The 17,863-nt window shown below is 34.7% G+C and carries 16 protein-coding genes; 6 read left to right on the top strand and 10 right to left on the bottom strand.

What is annotated here, in order from left to right; translation table 11 throughout:
* Positions 1 to 47: 47 nt before the first annotated feature.
* The 6 genes from pyrH to ACJJV4_RS13080 form a co-directional block, all read right to left on the bottom strand.
* Positions 48 to 755 carry a UMP kinase gene (gene pyrH / locus ACJJV4_RS13055; protein ID WP_405295108.1) on the bottom strand — a complete coding sequence of 236 codons (708 nt, stop codon included), beginning with the start codon at positions 753 to 755 and terminating at the stop codon, positions 48 to 50.
* Between the two features lie 182 nt (positions 756 to 937).
* Positions 938 to 1,912 carry a translation elongation factor Ts gene (tsf, locus tag ACJJV4_RS13060; protein ID WP_405295110.1) on the bottom strand — a complete coding sequence of 325 codons (975 nt, stop codon included), beginning with the start codon at positions 1,910 to 1,912 and terminating at the stop codon, positions 938 to 940.
* An 86-nt stretch (positions 1,913 to 1,998) separates the two neighbouring features.
* Positions 1,999 to 2,775, bottom strand: coding sequence for a 30S ribosomal protein S2 (rpsB, locus tag ACJJV4_RS13065; RefSeq protein ID WP_042496565.1), 777 nt, complete (start codon positions 2,773 to 2,775; stop codon positions 1,999 to 2,001).
* A 189-nt stretch (positions 2,776 to 2,964) separates the two neighbouring features.
* Entirely contained in the window at positions 2,965 to 3,351 is a 387-nt protein-coding gene (gene rpsI / locus ACJJV4_RS13070) for a 30S ribosomal protein S9 (protein WP_042496568.1), read from the bottom strand.
* Between the two features lies 1 nt (position 3,352).
* Positions 3,353 to 3,808: a 50S ribosomal protein L13 gene (gene rplM, locus ACJJV4_RS13075; RefSeq protein WP_405295113.1), complete on the bottom strand. Its 456-nt coding sequence runs from the start codon at positions 3,806 to 3,808 to the stop codon at positions 3,353 to 3,355.
* 211 nt (positions 3,809 to 4,019) lie between these two features.
* On the bottom strand, positions 4,020 to 4,922 hold the full coding sequence (locus ACJJV4_RS13080) for a hypothetical protein (protein ID WP_405295115.1): 903 nt from the start codon (positions 4,920 to 4,922) through the stop codon (positions 4,020 to 4,022).
* 228 nt (positions 4,923 to 5,150) lie between these two features.
* Between ACJJV4_RS13080 and ACJJV4_RS13085 the strand changes: the two genes are divergently transcribed.
* Positions 5,151 to 6,782 carry an ABC-F family ATP-binding cassette domain-containing protein gene (locus ACJJV4_RS13085; protein ID WP_405295117.1) on the top strand — a complete coding sequence of 544 codons (1,632 nt, stop codon included), beginning with the start codon at positions 5,151 to 5,153 and terminating at the stop codon, positions 6,780 to 6,782.
* 294 nt (positions 6,783 to 7,076) lie between these two features.
* A complete protein-coding gene (locus tag ACJJV4_RS13090) occupies positions 7,077 to 7,763 on the top strand; it encodes a hypothetical protein (RefSeq protein WP_405295119.1) in 687 nt (228 codons plus the stop codon).
* A gap of 260 nt (positions 7,764 to 8,023) precedes the next feature.
* Here ACJJV4_RS13090 and ACJJV4_RS13095 read toward each other — a convergent pair whose 3' ends face one another.
* Positions 8,024 to 8,869 (bottom strand): T9SS type A sorting domain-containing protein, encoded by an 846-nt coding sequence (locus ACJJV4_RS13095; RefSeq protein ID WP_405295121.1) that lies wholly within the window; start codon positions 8,867 to 8,869, stop codon positions 8,024 to 8,026.
* Positions 8,870 to 9,300: 431 nt separating this feature from the next.
* Between ACJJV4_RS13095 and ACJJV4_RS13100 the strand changes: the two genes are divergently transcribed.
* Positions 9,301 to 11,253, top strand: coding sequence for a YgiQ family radical SAM protein (locus ACJJV4_RS13100; protein ID WP_405295123.1), 1,953 nt, complete (start codon positions 9,301 to 9,303; stop codon positions 11,251 to 11,253).
* A 53-nt stretch (positions 11,254 to 11,306) separates the two neighbouring features.
* A complete protein-coding gene (locus tag ACJJV4_RS13105) occupies positions 11,307 to 12,107 on the top strand; it encodes a tryptophan-rich sensory protein (protein ID WP_405295125.1) in 801 nt (266 codons plus the stop codon).
* Between the two features lie 9 nt (positions 12,108 to 12,116).
* Here the strand turns inward: ACJJV4_RS13105 and ACJJV4_RS13110 are convergent, their stop codons facing one another.
* On the bottom strand, positions 12,117 to 12,263 hold the full coding sequence (locus tag ACJJV4_RS13110) for a hypothetical protein (RefSeq protein ID WP_405295127.1): 147 nt from the start codon (positions 12,261 to 12,263) through the stop codon (positions 12,117 to 12,119).
* Positions 12,264 to 12,495: 232 nt separating this feature from the next.
* Between ACJJV4_RS13110 and ACJJV4_RS13115 the strand changes: the two genes are divergently transcribed.
* Together ACJJV4_RS13115 and dcm are read left to right on the top strand one after the other, a co-directional pair.
* The gene (locus ACJJV4_RS13115; protein ID WP_405295129.1) at positions 12,496 to 12,810 is read left to right on the top strand and encodes a hypothetical protein; all 315 of its coding nucleotides are present in this window, start codon (positions 12,496 to 12,498) and stop codon (positions 12,808 to 12,810) included.
* A 77-nt stretch (positions 12,811 to 12,887) separates the two neighbouring features.
* A complete protein-coding gene (dcm, locus tag ACJJV4_RS13120) occupies positions 12,888 to 14,114 on the top strand; it encodes a DNA (cytosine-5-)-methyltransferase (RefSeq protein ID WP_405295421.1) in 1,227 nt (408 codons plus the stop codon).
* A gap of 13 nt (positions 14,115 to 14,127) precedes the next feature.
* On the opposite strand, the gene ACJJV4_RS13125 is transcribed toward dcm, so the two are convergent.
* Positions 14,128 to 14,835: a PmeII family type II restriction endonuclease gene (locus tag ACJJV4_RS13125; RefSeq protein ID WP_405295131.1), complete on the bottom strand. Its 708-nt coding sequence runs from the start codon at positions 14,833 to 14,835 to the stop codon at positions 14,128 to 14,130.
* Positions 14,836 to 14,856: 21 nt separating this feature from the next.
* The gene (polA, locus tag ACJJV4_RS13130; protein WP_405295133.1) at positions 14,857 to 17,700 is read right to left on the bottom strand and encodes a DNA polymerase I; all 2,844 of its coding nucleotides are present in this window, start codon (positions 17,698 to 17,700) and stop codon (positions 14,857 to 14,859) included.
* Positions 17,701 to 17,863 lie beyond the last annotated feature (163 nt).

Consider the following 17,863-nt stretch of genomic DNA (forward strand, 5'->3'; position numbering starts at 1 on the left):
TTTTAACTTTAATATGGTTTAGCTGTATCCAAAAATTGCGCCAAGTTTTAAAGGTTTACTTCTGTACCTATTTTTTCGCCAGAAACCACTTTAAGTAAATTACCAGGTTTATTCATGTCGAAAACAATAATTGGTAATTTATTTTCCTGACTTAAAGTAAATGCTGTTGTATCCATTACTTTTAAACCTTTTCGTAATACATCATCAAAAGAAATATTATCGAATTTTACTGCTTTAGAATCTTTTTCTGGGTCTACATTGTAAATACCATCTACACGTGTGCCTTTTAAAATAACGTCTGCTTCTATTTCAATAGCTCTTAAAACGGCTGCAGAATCTGTTGTAAAATACGGATTTCCTGTTCCCCCTCCAAAAATAACTACACGTCCTTTTTCTAGGTGGCGCATAGCTTTTCGTCTAATAAAAGGCTCGGCTACTTCGTTTATTTTAATGGCAGTTTGTAGCCTTGTTGGTATATCGGCATCTTCCAAAGCACCTTGTAATGCTAAACCGTTAATAACTGTAGCAAGCATACCCATGTAATCACCTTGAACGCGATCCATACCTTTGCTAGCTCCAGCAACACCTCTAAAAATGTTTCCGCCACCAATAACTATGGCAACTTGTACACCTTGGTCTGTAATGGTTTTAATGTCTTGTGCGTATTCGGCTAAACGTTCTGGGTCTATACCGTATTGACGTTCACCCATTAAGGCCTCGCCTGAAAGTTTTAAAAGTATTCTTTTATATTTCATTTTATGAATTATGAGATGTTCGCTTAAGCGGAAACAAAAGTTTAGCAAAGCTACATAAAATTTTTATTTTTTTGAATTTATATGAAATTAGAATTTTGCATAAAAAAACCACTACATCTAAAAAAAGAGTAGTGGTTTTTAATATGTTTTATTTCCGTGTAAACGAAAATTAGAATAATTAATTATCCAACAGATACACGTTTGAAATCTGTAATTTCAACTTCGCCGTAAGATGCAACGTATTTTGCTACGTTAGATTTTTCGTCTTTAATGAAATTTTGATCTAATAAACATTTTTCTTGGTCTAATGTTGTGTTATCAGAAATGAAACGCTCCATTTTTCCAGGTAAAATTCTATCCCAAATTTGTTCTGGTTTTCCTTCAGCCTTTAATTCCGCTTTAGCAGCTTCTTCAGCTTGAGCTATAACTTCAGGAGTTAATTGAGACATAGAAATGTATTGAGGTACGTTTTTTTGTGTTTTACCTAAACGACCTAACTCAATATTATCTTTTTCAATAACAGCAATTCTAGCTTCAGTTTCCGATGCAACAAAAGCAGGATCAAAATCTTTGTAAGATAATGTAGTTGCTCCCATTGATGCTACTTGCATAGCTACATCTTTAACTAAAGTATCAGCGTTATCAACTTTTGCAGATAAACCAACTAAAGCAGCAATTTTGTTGATGTGAACATAAGTTCCAACAAATGGTGCTTGTAATTTTTCAAAACTAGTAATGTCTAGTTTTTCACCAATTACACCTGTTTGCTCAATTAATTTTTCAGCAACAGTCATGCCTTCAAAATCAGCAGCTAAAAATGCTTCTTTAGAATCTACTGTTAAAGCAATATCACCTAATTGGCTAGCTAGAGCTAAAAAGTTTTCGTTTTTACCAACAAAATCAGTTTCACAACCTAAAACAATAGCAACACCTTCTGTTTGGTCTGCATTAATTTTAGAAACAGCAGCACCTTCAGAAGAGTCTCTATCGGCTCTTTTTTCAGCTACTTTTTGTCCTTTTTTACGTAAAACATCGATTGCTTTATCGAAATCGCCTTCCGCTTCAACTAAAGCTTTTTTGCAGTCCATCATTCCTGCGCCAGTAGCTTGTCTTAATTTGTTTACTTCAGCGGCTGTAATTTTTACTGTAGTACTCATAGTTATTAGAATTTAAAAAAGTCGTTCAATATATTTTCAACAAAGAAAAGAACTAAACGACTTATTTGTGTTTTGTTAATGTTATTTTATTCTTCTTCTTCAGCAGATGCTTTAGGTGCTGGTGCAGCTTTTGCTTTAGGAGTTTCCTCTTTTGCAGATGCAGCAGCATCTTTATCAGCTTTACGCTCAGCTAAACCTTCAGATATTGCAGAAGTTACGTGAGATAAAATTTTATCGATCGATTTAGAAGCATCGTCATTTGCAGGGATAACGTAATCCACTTGGCGTGGATCAGAGTTTGTGTCAACCATTGCAAAAATTGGAATGTTTAATTTTTGTGCTTCTTTAATCGCGATGTGCTCACGCTTAATATCTACAACAAATAAAGCTCCAGGTAAACGTGTCATATCAGTTATAGAACCTAAGTTTTTTTCTAACTTCGCTCTTAAACGATCAACTTGTAAACGCTCTTTTTTAGATAACGTTAAAAACGTACCATCTTTCTTCATTCTATCGATAGTAGCCATTTTTTTAACAGCTTTTCTAATAGTAACAAAGTTAGTTAACATTCCACCAGGCCATCTTTCAGTGATGTAAGGCATGTTAATAGATCCCGCTTTTTCAGCAACGATATCTTTAGCTTGTTTTTTTGTTGCAACAAATAAAATTTTACGACCAGAGTTAGCAATTTTTGCTAATGCTTCTCCAGCTTCATCAATTTTAGCTGCTGTTTTGTATAAGTTGATAATATGGATGCCATTACGCTCCATATATACGTAAGGAGCCATGTTTGGATCCCACTTACGTGTAAGGTGTCCGAAATGTACACCTGCTTCAAGTAATTCTTTTACTTCTACTGCCATTTTGTAATAATAGTTTACGTTCTGTTGAATTAGCAATGTTCCATTTAAGCTTTTGGGCTTGTGGCTTCATTTAGATGCTAAACTAAATCCTAACTTATTAATAAGGAAGGACAACAATAACTTGTTTTTTTATTTTGTTTGAAATGATAAAGGCATCTGTAAAACAGATCCTGAACCATGTCCAGGATATTAACGTTTCGAGAATTGAAATTTCTTACGAGCTTTCTTCTGACCGAATTTCTTACGTTCAACCATTCTTGGGTCTCTTGTTAATAAACCTTCTGGCTTTAAGATTAATCTGTTCTCTGCATCTAACTCACACATAGCGCGAGAAATTGCTAAACGAACAGCCTCAGCTTGTCCAGTAATACCACCTCCATATACATTTACTGTAATATCAAAGTTGCTGTCATTGTTAGTCAAAACTAAAGGCTGATTTACCTTGTACTGTAAAGTAGCTGTAGGGAAATAGTTAGTTAAGTCTTTTTTATTAATCGTAATGTTTCCTGTTCCTGTAGAAACATAAGCACGAGCAACAGCCGTCTTTCTACGGCCAATTTTGTGAATTACTTCCATGTTATTTAAATTCTTCTAGATTAATTACAGCTGGTTTTTGAGCTTCATGTTTATGAGCTGTTCCAACAACAACGGTAAGATTACGGAATAACTCAGCACCTAATTTGTTTTTAGGTAGCATTCCTTTAACTGATTTTTCTACTACTCTTGAAGGATCTTTTCCAAACAATTCTGTAGCAGTTAAACTTCTTTGACCTCCTGGATACCCAGTGTGACGAATGTACGACTTGTCGTTCCATTTGTTACCAGATAAACTGATTTTTTCTGCGTTGATAACAATTACGTTATCACCACAATCAACGTGAGGTGTGAAGTTTGGCTTGTGTTTACCTCTTAAAAGTTTTGCAACTTTAGAAGCTAAACGACCAAGTGCTTGTCCTTCAGCATCAACTAAAACCCACTGCTTATCTGCAGTTGCTTTGTTCGCTGAAATCGTTTTGTAGCTTAATGTGTCCACGTTTTTAATTTATTTTTATTAAACATTCCTCTCTTAAAAAGAGTTTGCAAATTTACGATTATATATTTGATTACCAAATAGTGTGCTATATTCTTTTAATAAAATTAAAAGTATTGATATTTAGCTGTTTAAGGCATCTATATAAAGTGTAATAAAAAAAAGCTAGGTAAATTTAATTCACCTAGCTTTTTTATTCAGTAAAGTTTGTAATTTATTTTCCTAGTCCTATAGTAATACCACCAGAATAAAAAGTGCCTTTGCCTATGTTTCTACCACTAACTATGGTTCCAGACGCAAGGCTTACACCAATAGTTTTTGTTATTGGGGCATATAGGTTTAAACCAACTCTAGAAAAATCTACCTTAGTTTCTGGGAAGTTACCTGCAAAGTTAGATGAGTTAATATCTAAATTCCCATTACTTTTTTGAGCATCAAACCAAGCATCTGCGTAAAAAGATTTTCCTGCATACCCTAATTTTATTTGTGTGTTAACACTGTTAGGAACATCAAATTTGGCGCCTGTGCCTAGTCCTAAAGTATTATCAGCTTCACCTCTAATCGAGTACCCAACAAATGCATTACCAAAAAAACCTGAGTTGTTATTGTATTGAAATCCTAATTTAGTGTCGATAGACGATGCACCATTACCTAAAGAAAGAATACCGTTAGGTTCATAATCAAAAGCGTAAGATCCACCAACTGCAATAATACCGGTAGTTGTACCATGTTTATGTTCTGTTACAAAAGGTGCCCACTTAATTAATAAGCTTATGTCCTGAAAATCGGATTGCTCTGTTGATCCGTTTACAGGATCTGCAACACCATCACCTGTGGCCTCAATATAGGGTAAGTTTACGATAGCCGTAATATTATCTGTAATACCATAGTTGGCATATACATTATATATGTTTTGGTCTATTTGGTTGTGAGCTGGCACAGCATCTTGTTCATCTGCGCCTAAATAAAATTTCTCGTAGGTTGCAAACGTGTAAGACAGTGAAATGTTAGCCTCACCTTTTTTGTTGAAAAAACCATCAGGGTTAATTTGAGCTTGAGTGTTTTGTATCGTAATACTAAACAGTGCAATTAGAGTTAAAAATAATTTAGTTTTCATAGCATTATGTTTTTTTTGTTAAGCACTTTAAGACGCTTTTTAGTGTTGTTGATTACAAAATTTATGTTAACAATTATTTTGAAACCATTGCCGTTATTGGGGGTTTGGGATGTAAGTCTATTGTCGTCAGTTAGTTATGCGTTGGTTAATAATTAATAATTTTTTGAATAGTTTATGTTTTCTAATGATTCTCTTTTGTTAGTTTTGCGCTTTCTTATACCTCATAATATGATTTCAGTTGATAATTTAGCCGTAGAATTTAGTGGAACCAAGCTATTTAGTGATGTATCGTTTACTATTAATGAAAACGATAAAATTGCCTTAATGGGAAAAAATGGTGCAGGAAAATCCACAATGATGAAAATTATTGCAGGGGTACAAAATGCAACACGTGGTAACGTGCGTTGTCCAAAAGAAGCTGTAATCGCTTATTTACCTCAGCATTTATTAACTGAAGATGATACTACGGTTTTCGATGAAGCTTCTAAAGCATTTAGCCACGTGTATACCATGCGTGATGAAATGGATGGCTTAAACAAACAATTGGAAACCCGTACGGATTACGAATCGGACGAGTATATGAAAATTATTGAGCGCGTATCCGATTTGGGTGAAAAATATTATGCCTTAGAAGATGTAAATTACGATGCTGAAGTTGAAAAAGCTTTAAATGGTTTAGGTTTTAGACAAGATGATTTTACAAGAAATACCAACGAATTTAGTGGTGGATGGCGTATGCGTATAGAGCTTGCTAAAATTTTACTACAGAAACCAGACCTTATATTGTTAGACGAGCCTACCAACCATATCGATATAGAATCTGTTATTTGGTTAGAAGATTTTTTACTGAACAAAGCTAAAGCCGTAGTCGTAATTTCTCATGATAAAGCGTTTATTGATAATATTACAAACCGTACTATAGAAGTTACTATGGGGCGCATTTACGATTATAAAGCCAATTACACGCATTACTTGCAATTGCGAGAAGATAGGCGTGCGCACCAAATAAAAGCCTACCAAGAGCAGCAGCGTTTTATTGCCGATAATCAGGCGTTTATAGATCGTTTTAAGGGCACGTTTTCTAAAACCAACCAAGTAACGTCCCGCGAGCGTATGCTGGAAAAATTAGAAATTATTGAAGTGGACGATGTTGATACATCGGCTTTAAAGCTACGTTTTCCAAAAACACAGCGTTCTGGTGATTATCCAGTTACTGTTAAAGATGTTTCAAAATCTTATGGAGAGCATGTGGTGTTTAATAATGCTAATATGTCTATTGCCCGTGGCGAAAAAGTTTGTTTTGTAGGTAGAAACGGTGAAGGAAAATCTACCATGATAAAAGCCATTTTAAGCGAAATTGATGTAGAAGGCGAATGTAGTTTAGGCCACAATGTTAAAGTGGGATATTTTGCTCAAAATCAAGCCGCTTTGTTAGACGAAGATTTAACTATTTTTCAAACCGTAGACGAAGTTGCTAAAGGCGATGTACGTACACAAATTAAAAATATTTTAGGTCGTTTTATGTTTAAAGGCGACGATATTGATAAAAAAGTAAGCGTGCTTTCTGGTGGTGAAAAAACCAGGCTTGCTATGGTGAAGCTTTTATTAGAACCCGTAAACCTTCTTATTCTCGATGAACCTACAAATCACTTAGATTTAAAATCGAAAGATGTTTTAAAAGAAGCTTTACAAGATTTTGATGGTACACTAATTTTAGTGTCGCACGATAGAGATTTTCTACAAGGTTTATCAAACAAAGTATTTGAGTTTAAAGAAAAACGTGTTATTGAACATTTTGAAACTATTGACGATTTCTTGGTTAGAAATAGGATAGAAAGCTTAAAAGCTATCGATTTGTAGATCTTTTCGTCTTATTTTCTTGTTATTTCATCTAAAAGTAAAATTCAAAAATTTTGGTTTTTAAGTCGATTAACCTAATTTTTTATTGCTTCATCTAAAAAAAAGGTTTTAGTTTCTAAACTATTTTTTCACACTTTAGATTCAAATTATCTTTGCGGTATAATTATTGTTTTACTGAAATGGCTTTAGGTGTTAATAGATCTAAAATAGGAACATATCAGTTTACAGTAATTAATAATCCTATTGCAATCTACCCCCTCAAGATCTAGGAACCTTATTAAGAATGTTAATGTTATGAAAAAAGTATTCATGTTTATTGTACTCTGTACAATGGGTTTAAATGCGCAAAGCAAATTGCTTCCAAATATACACGCCTCATTAAATTTGGGCACAACTCTAGTTGATAATACATTGGGTTTATCAGACTCTAAATATGTTATAAATAAAGTGTTGTTGTATAACAAAGAGACTACAGAGCAAACGGTATTCGAAAATCAAGCTAAAAATATTGATATCGATTTAGATAGACTTAAAACAGGCGCATATACGGCTATGGTTTATATTAATGGCGATGTTAAAGTATTCAATATCGATATAGTAGGTCTAGGTTTAAATGAAACTTACGATTCAAGTTACGCTGCCGAACGAGCTAAACCGGCTAAAAGAGATTTAAGTATCGCCAAAACTATTGAGGCTGTTGAAGCTCCAGTAGAGGTGGTAGAGAAAAAAATAAAGTTTTACCGTATTGTATCTACCGTGTCTTACACATATAGTTTAAGTCGATTTAATGTGTTTTCAGAAGAACGAAAAGATACTTTAATTAGAAAAAACACACTCGATTTAGCAACATCTACCGGAAAGAAAAACACTTTGGTTGTTTACGCCGTGTATTTAGATAAAAGTGAAGAAGTTATTTATGATACCAAAGCAGTAAAAAAGTTTAACGAAACACTACCTGTTAACGAGCTGTCTGCTTTATAGATTAAATTGATGTATTTTATGCAGGCTAACTTAGGCTTAAGCTATAATCCATGTATAGAACTACAAGTTTAAAATCCGCATTACAAACCTGCGCATAGCATCTAACCCTTGGGTAAAATCAAATTTAGGGTTTTGTACTAGCTGCAGCGTGTGGTTTTGTTTAATAACTTTTAAAATTATAAAAGCTTCATTTTTTAAATAAAATGAAGCTTTTGATTTATTGCTATTGGCATCTGTTGTAAACTCGCGCCGGTATAAGTTTATTGTTTTATAAATTTGGAGGTATTTCCATTATCAAGTTTCAATAAATATATTCCATTTGTTAAATTCTGTATGTCTATTTCTTTATTGGTGTTTCCGCTAAAAATTTTGGTTCCTATAGAATTGTAAACTGTGTAATTCTCGTTTTTGCTTAAACCTTTGAAATAAATAAAATCAGAAGATGGATTAGGGTAAGTGGTTATTTTGTCATTGAATTCTTGTTTAGAAACTTCCAATGTATGTTTTTCTGTAACAATAATACTATCCATGGTCCATCCTCCCGTAATTGGTGATGATGGAGTTAGTACTAATTGGTCTATATCTGTAAATGCCCCTGTTATTGAGGAGGTTAAATCTACATTTATTAATGTATTATGAGGGGCTGATATGGTTTTTGTGCCTATTATAATTCCATCTTTTTTTCCTTCTGCTGTAAAGGTTAGGGTGATGGGGCCTAAATTATTTTCATAGGCAAAATCAAAACTTGTAATACCTATTTCATTTCCTGAATCTGTAGAAAGTGTGCATGAATTGCTTGTGCCATTTGCATCTCCTCCAAAATATAAAGCGGCCTCACTTCCTGAAGCTGTTTGGGTAGTTCCCGATCCGTTTCCTGATAATGCAAATGCTATATATCTTATACCCGACGAAGTCATGGATACATCAAAGCCATTTAAAAGAGTATGGGCGCTTTGATCAACACTCGGATTCGTTGCTGCTGCCAATACTAAAGTAGATGAGCCAAACTCCATGGTTGTTGATACAGGTGTAACCTGAGCTTGTAAGTAATTACTATTTATAAAAAATGTAAAAAGGGATGTGAATAGAAAAGTAATTTTGTGCATAAAGAATCTTTTTAATGGTTAAAATTTTATTTTAAAGGTTACACAAGATTAGTTGTATTTATTTACATAAAAAAGAATTTTATTGAATTTAAGCCGTTTAAATGTTTAAAAACACCGTTAATCGGTTTTTAAAAAAATATGTTAAGGTGTTTAGTTACTGTCGTTAAATTTTCCAAGAGCAGAAACTAACTTAAAGCCATTGCCAGAAATAGCAAACGAGCCCGCGTTAGTGATTGATGCGGCATCCTTTTTAAAACTTAAATTAGATTTAACATTTGGGAATAGGCTAAAGTGGGATGGCGTTGAACCGTTTTTTAGATGAAAACTTAGTGTTTTAAAAAGATATAGCGGAAAGCACGGCCCGAAGGGAACGCCCGAAATACTAGAATTATAATGCCAACGAATCGTTTTTTGACTATTTTTGTAGCGTTATGCAAGAACTACAACTATCAGATTGGTTACCTACCACAAATAAAGAGGTGAAAATACGCGGATGGGAAGCACTAGATGTTATCCTTTTCAGTGGCGACGCTTATGTAGATCACCCAACGTTTGGGCCTGCAGTTATTGGGCGTATGCTAGAGAGTTTTGGCTTGCGTGTTGCGATTGTTCCGCAACCCAATGTTAACGATAACCTTCAGGATTTTGTAAAGCTTGGTGCTCCAAAATTATTTTTTGGTGTTACTGGTGGTTGCATGGACCCGATGATTAGTAATTATAATGCCAATAAAAAGCGCCGTGATAAGGATGCTTATACACCAAATGGTGATATTGGGTTTCGTCCAGATTACGCAACAACGGTTTATTCTAAAATTTTAAAAGAAAAATGGCCAGATACACCTGTTTTAATTGGTGGTATCGAGGCGTCATTACGTCGTGTGACGCATTACGATTATTGGAGCGATAAATTATTGCCTTCTATTTTAGAAACTTCGAAAGCCGATATGTTGGTTTACGGTATGGGCGAACAACCCTTGCGCGAAGTAGTGCGTTTGCTAGAAAGAGGCGTGCCATTTAGTAGTATAAATACGGTATTGCAAACGGCTGTGCTTTTAGATGAAGGTGAAAAAATACCAAAAAATAGTAATTGGGAAGATGTTGAAATAGCTTCGCATGAAGTCTGTTTAAAGGATAAGAAAAAATACGCGTCTAACTTTAAAGTGATAGAGCAGGAGTCTAATAAATTGGCTGCGCGACGTATTTTTCAGAAAATTGGGGATAAAACCTTAATGATAAATCCGCCGTACCCAACGATGACGGAAGCTGAAATTGATGCTTCTTTCGATTACCCATATACACGTTTACCACATCCAAAATATAATAAGCGCGGACCGATACCTGCGTTCGAAATGATTAAGTTTTCCATTAACATCCACCGTGGATGCTTTGGTGGTTGTAGCTTTTGTACTATTTCGGCACACCAAGGCAAATTTATTGCCTCTCGTAGTCAAGAATCTATTTTAAAGGAAGTAGATACGGTTGCTAATATGCCGGATTTTAAAGGCTATTTAAGTGATATTGGTGGGCCTAGTGCCAATATGTATCAAATGAAAGGGAAAGTGCAGTCTATTTGCGATAAATGTGTGGCGCCTTCTTGTATTTCGCCTGTTATTTGTAGCAATTTAGATACCTCTCACAAGCCTTTAACCGAATTGTATCAAGCGGTTGATAGTCATCCAAAAGTAAAAAAATCGTTTATTGGTTCGGGTATTCGCCACGATATGTTGGTGCCGGAATTTAATAAAAATGCCGATCCAAAAGAATTAGATGCTTACACGGAAGAGGTGATGACGAAGCATGTTTCGGGACGACTTAAAGTAGCGCCAGAACATACCAGTGATCCTGTTTTAAAACTAATGCGTAAACCATCGTTTTCGTATTTCCATAAGTTTAAAGAGCGTTTCGATAAAATCAATATCGCTAAAGGCTTAAAACTACAGTTAATTCCTTACTTTATATCCAATCATCCGGCTTGTGAAGTGGAAGATATGGCAAACCTCGCTGCCGAAACTAAAGATATGGGTTTCCAACTCGAGCAAGTACAAGGGTTTACACCAACACCAATGACTGTAGCTACCGTTATTTATTATAGTGGTTACCATCCATACACACTTAAAAAAGTAAACACGCCTATTACTCGAAAGGAAAAAGATGAGCAACATCGTTTTTTCTTTTGGTATAAAGATGAAAATAAAGACTGGATTAAAAAGACTTTAAACAAATTAGGGCGTCAAGATTTACTAAAAGTACTCTTACCCGAAAAAACAGAGAAGTGGCGTAAAAACAAACCAACTGGTGATGCTAAGCACACTTTTGATGATGCTGTACCTTTTAATAAGCGCAAGAACAAAGCAAAATTTAGAAGTAAAAAGAAACGTCGTTAAGTTTTTTCTGTAGATACTTTTAAGTGTAGTTTTACTTTGTTATATTCGATAATATGAAAAAACAGCTACAAATACTTAATGGCGTTGCATTTGTGTGTGTTATAGTCATGAACTATTTATCCAACACGGGTTTATTAAATAATACCACCATTGGGAGGGTTTCTAAAACATACAACACCTTATTTACACCCGCAGGTTATGCCTTTGCCATTTGGGGATTAATCTATTTGCTGTTAGCTGGGTTTATGTTTTACCAAGGCCGTAGTTTATTTGTAAAAGTTAGAGACGATGCCTTTATTCTAACCACAGGTTGGTGGTTTGTAATTTCATGTTTTGCTAATTGCTTATGGATTGTAACCTGGATTTACGGTTATACCTTGCTGTCCTGTTTATTTATATTTCTTATTCTATTCGCGTTGCTACAAATTGTACTTAAAAATAAAATGGAACTGTTCGATGCGCCTTTTTCTGTTATTGTGTTTCTATGGTGGCCATTTGTAATTTATAGCGGTTGGATTACCGTGGCTAGTATTGCCAACGTAGCCGCTGTTTTAGTGAAATACAATTGGGGCGGTTTTGGCTTGTCGCCAACATTTTGGACGCTTTTATTAATAGCCATTGCAACAGCCATAAATCTGCGCGTAACCTGGAAACGAAACATGCGCGAGTTTGCTCTTGTTGGAGCTTGGGCATTAATAGCTATTTATATTGCTAATAGCGATGCTAATACGGTTGTTGCTTATACAGCGCTAATAGCAGCTGCGGTTTTAATAATTAGCAGCTCTACACATGCTTTTATAAACCGAAAAACCAATCCCGCAATTAAGTGGAAGGAGTTTTTTGAGGGCAGATAAAACTAAATTCTAAGGTTCTATTTTTTTTGAAGCTTTCCCTTTTCTTGTTGCTACAGCATGTGCCAAGACAGCGACTTCTATAAGTAGAATGGCAATTTTAGCTTTTTTACTCTTCGTTAATGTACTTGTAAGTCCTAATACTTTTGTAATTATCATAATTTATCGTTTTATGAACAAATTATGGATAAAGTTTATTGATGAGTGACTTGATAAATATTTATTTTGACTGGATTGGGAAGATTTTAGTTGAATTAAGGTGTATTTTAGGAAAAGAAGAAGCTATTGAAATTATGAGTAGGCAAATTTTAGAGAATCAATAAAAATGATACTAATTGTCTGTTGACTATGGTTGGTTTAGACTCTATTTTTTGGTAAAAATATTTATATTATGAAACCAAATAGAAGAGGGCAAATTGTAAAATTTCACACACCGAATTATGATGAAGATCCAAATGATTTGTATTTGGTTCTTGAATTTATAGAAGATAATGATAAATCAAGAGTTAAGATGAGAGCGCTTAATACTCGCTATTCGTTTCCTTGGTTAAGTGCTGTTTATGCAAAGGATTTGGAAGTAGATGTACTTACAACTAAACAATTGGAGCGTTATTTGGAAGTTTTGAAAATTAAGAAAAAAATTGATGAACGAGACTTAAAGTTACTCGGAGTAGAATGTTTAGAGAGTTTGAAAATTTTATCTTAATAAAGAAAGATGAAATAACTTTAAAATTAATCTAAGTTTTTTTATAAATTTGTAACCATTGTATAATGTTGGATAAGATGGTTATGAAAGATTGTTATTCGCTTTCCGAAGCTGCCGAATTACTGGGCAAAAGTAAAGAAACTTTAAGAAGATGGGATAAAGAAGGGAAGCTTTCTGCGTTAAGAGAGCCTATTAGTGAATATCGCATATATAAAAAGGAAGATATTAATAATCTAATCAAACCCTTGTTTGATAATTTTGACGAAGATGTAGATAATTCTGAAACACCAATTAAAGAATTTAAAGTTTTAGAACTCTTTGCTGGAGCTGGAGGCTTAGCAATTGGGCTTGAAAAGGCAGGGATAAAATGTGTTGCATTAAACGAAATTGATAAATGGGCGTGTCAAACATTACGAGAAAACAGACCAAATTGGAATGTTTTAGAAGGAGATATCAAATCTTTTAATTTTGAAGAATTTAATGGAGAAGTTGATATTGTTACTGGTGGTTTTCCTTGTCAGGCTTTTAGTTATGCTGGAAAAAAACTAGGTTTAGAGGATGCTAGAGGGACTTTGTTTTACGAATTTGCACGTGCAGTTAAAGAAGTCAATCCTCCAATTTGTATTGGTGAAAATGTAAAAGGATTGCGTTCTCACGAAAAAGGAGAAACGCTTAAAGGAATGTTATCAATTCTTGATGAGATTGGTTATAATGTTGTTCCTGTTGAGGTTTTAAAAGCAATTAATTATAAAGTGCCTCAAAAAAGAGAACGTATAATTTTAGTGGGTATCAGAAAAGATATTGATATTAAATATGAATATCCAAAACCGTATCAAACCATTTATAATTTATCAGATGCTTTAAAAAAAGGAAAATTGTACGACTCTGATGTCCCAAAATCTGAAGGTTCAAAATATCCTGAACATAAAAAAGTAGTTTTGGATTTAGTGCCACCAAAAGGCTATTGGAGAGATTTACCTTTAGAATTACAAAAAGAATATATGGGTAAAAGTTTTTATTTAGGTGGTGGAAAAACGGGAATGGCTCGACGTATAGGTTGGGATGAACCTAGTTTAACTTTAACTTGTAGTCCTGCACAAAAGCAAACTGAAAGGTGTCATCCAGATGAAACACGACCTTTTACTGTTCGTGAGTATGCTAGAATTCAAACCTTTCCGGACGACTGGAGGTTCATGGGGTCTATCTCTCAACAATACAAGCAAATAGGAAATGCTGTTCCTTGTAATTTAGGCCAAGAAATTGGATATTCTATTGTAAAGTTTTTGAATGATTATTATTCTTAGCTAGAAAATTAAGTTATTTAATTTTTAATTTGATTTCTTTGGCTAATTTAGCTATTGTTTCAGATACAACTTTTGTTGCATCAACTTCTAAAGCTACTTCTCCTACTGCATCAATTAGCTCAAAATAAAAGTTTTCTTGACCAGTAAGTCTATGCCAAAAATCTTGACCAATAATTACTGGATATTTAATGTTAATGTTTTTATAATGTGAACTCAGTTCTTTGTGTTCACCGTATACCACACCTACAATCATATCGTTTATTCCTACATTCAAATTGTTCGTTCTAGCAAGATTCCTAACTCCATTAAAATGATTTACAACTGTTGTAACATCATCACGATTTATTGTATTTGGCCCAGCTTTTAGTTGACAGTATTTTTTCCTGTTATCAATTGCATCAATAAATTCAATATCTATTCCTTGAGTAGTTGAGCCTAATCCTTCAAACAGCGAACTTATTAGATTTTGAATTTTCATACCGAAAGAAGTATTAATTGAAGTTCCTAAAATTCTTGGTAATACTAAAGCTTTTGCTATACTTTCAGGATCATCATTACCTGTTAAAAAATTAGCTAAATATTTATATAAGAAAGGATTGATATTATAGGATGAAAGTTTGCTTGCTCGCTCACATGCTCCATCTATGTGATTTTGAACAATCTCATCACGAAAGAATTTTTTCGCATTTTTAATTATCTTTTTTCTCTGAATATCATTCATAATATCAATTATTTAATTTTTTTAATGCGCCTCCAACCAATTCAGACCCGTATCCAATTCCACATCCAAAGGCACATCCATTTTAAAGGCCTGTTCCATTTCGGTTTTAATTAGAGTTTTCATGTCTTCTAATTCAGGTTTAAAGACATCGAACACCAGTTCATCATGTACTTGCAGAAGCATTTTAGTTTTATAGTTGCCTGTTTCTAGTTTGTTGTAAATATTAATCATGGCAATTTTAATAATATCTGCAGCGCTACCTTGTATAGGTGCATTTACGGCATTACGTTCTGCGGCACCACGTACCACGCCATTTCTAGAATTAATATCTTTTAAATAACGACGACGCCCTAAAACGGTTTGTACATAACCATTATCGCGTGCAAAATCGACTTGCTCGCTCATGTATGCACGTAATTTCGGGTAGGTTTCGTAATAGGTGTCTATAAGTTCTTTGGCTTCACCACGGGATAAATCGGTTTGGTTACTTAACCCAAAGGCAGACACCCCATAAATAATTCCGAAGTTTACGGTTTTAGCGTTGCTACGTTGCTCGCGAGTCACTTCATCTAAAGGCACCTTAAATACTTTCGATGCGGTAGAGGCATGAATATCTTCGCCGTTTTTAAAGGCTTCAATCATGGTTTCCTCTTTACTTAAGGCGGCAATAATACGGAGTTCTATTTGGCTATAATCGGCCGCTAATAAAATGTAGTCTTCATTGCGAGGCACAAAGGCTTTACGCACTTGGCGACCACGTTCTGTACGGATGGGTATATTCTGTAAGTTGGGGTTATTACTGCTTAAACGGCCTGTAGCGGCAACGGTTTGCATGTAATCGGTATGTACGCGGCCTGTTGCGGGCTCTACTTGTGTTGGTAGGGCATCTACATAGGTGCTTTTTAGTTTGGCTAAACCACGATATTCTAAAATGTTCTGGATAATAGCATGATCTTTGGCGAGGTAAGATAAGATATCTTCGCCTGTAGCATACTGTCCTGTTTTGGTTTTTTTAGGTTTATCTACCAGTTTTAGTTTTTCAAAAAGTATAATCCCTAACTGCTTTGGTGAGGCAATATTAAACTCTTCGCCAGCGGCTTCGTAAATGCTTTTTTCTAAAGTTTCAATATCGCTATTTAAAGCTTCAGCTAAAGAATTGAGGAACTCTTCATCTAAATTAATACCTTCTAATTCCATAGCGGCAAGCACACGTAGCAACGGAATTTCAATCTCATCGAATAATTTTTGTGTATTAGCTTCGCCTAACTCATTTGTAAAATGTTGCTTTAGTTGTAGCGTAATATCGGCATCTTCAACAGCGTATTCGGTTTGCTTTTCTAAAGGCACATCGCGCATTGATAATTGGTTTTTTCCTTTTTTACCAATTAATTCGGTGATAGCAATAGGTGTGTAGTTTAAATAGGTTTCTGCCAAGATATCCATATTGTGACGCATATCTGGATTTATAAGATAATGCGCAAGCATGGTATCGAACAATTTACCTTTGACATCGACATTGTATTTTGCAAGAACTTTAATATCGTATTTTAAATTCTGACCTACTTTTTCAATACTTTCACTTTCGAAAAAGGGGCGTAATTGCTCGATAAGGTCTTGGGCTTCGGTTTTATCTTCCGGGAATGGTAGGTAAAAGCCTTTTCCAACTTCCCATGAAAATGAAATACCAACCAATTCTGCGGTTAGCGGGTTTAAGCCTGTGGTTTCGGTATCAAAACACACCGAGGTTTGACTCATTAAATTTTTGAGAAATAATTTGGTGCCCATGCCTGCGGCCACACTTTGATAAAAATGCGAGGTGTTTTCGGCTGTTTTTCGTGTATGTTCGGTAACGACTTCGGTGGTGCTTGATGGATTGCCACCAAAAAGTGAAAACTGCCCTGCGCCAGCCGAGGCTTCTTCTTTTGGAGTCGCTTTGTTTTCTGTGCTTGTTGCGGCAGTTTCTGTTGAGGTTGCTGCTGCTTGAACTGCAAAAGTTTTTGTGAAATTATCTATGAGACGTCTAAACTCTAACTCTTCAAAAATTTCGGTTACTTTTGGGATATCTGGTTGATCTAATTCAAAATCTTTTGCATTAAATTCCACCGGAACATCAAGCATAATAGTTGCTAACTTTTTAGATAGTAAACCGAGTTCTTGGTTGGCTTCTACCTTTTCTTTCATTTTACCTTTAAGCTCGTGTGAGTTTGCAAACAGGTTTTCCATAGAGCCATAAGCGGCAAGGAATTTTTTAGCTGTTTTTTCGCCAACACCTGGTAAACCGGGTATGTTATCACTGGCATCGCCCATCATGCCTAAAAAGTCGATAACTTGTAATGGGTCGGTAACTTCAAACTTTTTCTGAACCTCAGGGATTCCCCAAGTTTCGTAACCGCCACCAAAAACAGGACGATACATAAATATATTTTCGCTTACTAATTGTGCAAAATCTTTATCGGGCGTTACCATAAAGGTTTGGTAACCTTCTTTTTCGGCTTGTTTTGCTAGTGTTCCAATAACATCATCGGCCTCGAAACCTGCTTTCACCATAATTGGGATATGCATGGCCTTTAAAATCTCTTGGATAATAGGCACAGCAATTTTTATGGCTTCTGGCGTTTCATCTCTATTGGCTTTGTAAGCTTCGAACATTTCTACACGGTCTGCACTACCACCTTTATCGAAACAAACGGCTAAATGGTCTGGTCGCTCACGTTTAATAACGTCTAAAAGTGAGTTCATAAATCCTAAAATAGCTGAGGTATCAGTGCCTTTAGAGTTTATTCTTGGGTTTTTTATAAAGGCATAGTAGCCACGGAAAATTAATGCAAAAGCATCAACTAGAAATACGCGTTTGTTATCGGACATGTTGTAATTTTTGATAGAATTCAAAACTACAAAAAGTTATGGTTATAATTTAAAGTTTGAATGCTCTAAAGCTGTTAAAATGTTTTAGTCGAAAATTTACAATTTCATTTTAATAAAAAAGTTAGAAAGTCCTGTTGAATTCTTGGAGGTAAAATAGAGTAGT

Source organism: Algibacter sp. Ld11 (genome assembly GCF_045066735.1).
Lineage (GTDB): Bacteria > Bacteroidota > Bacteroidia > Flavobacteriales > Flavobacteriaceae > Algibacter.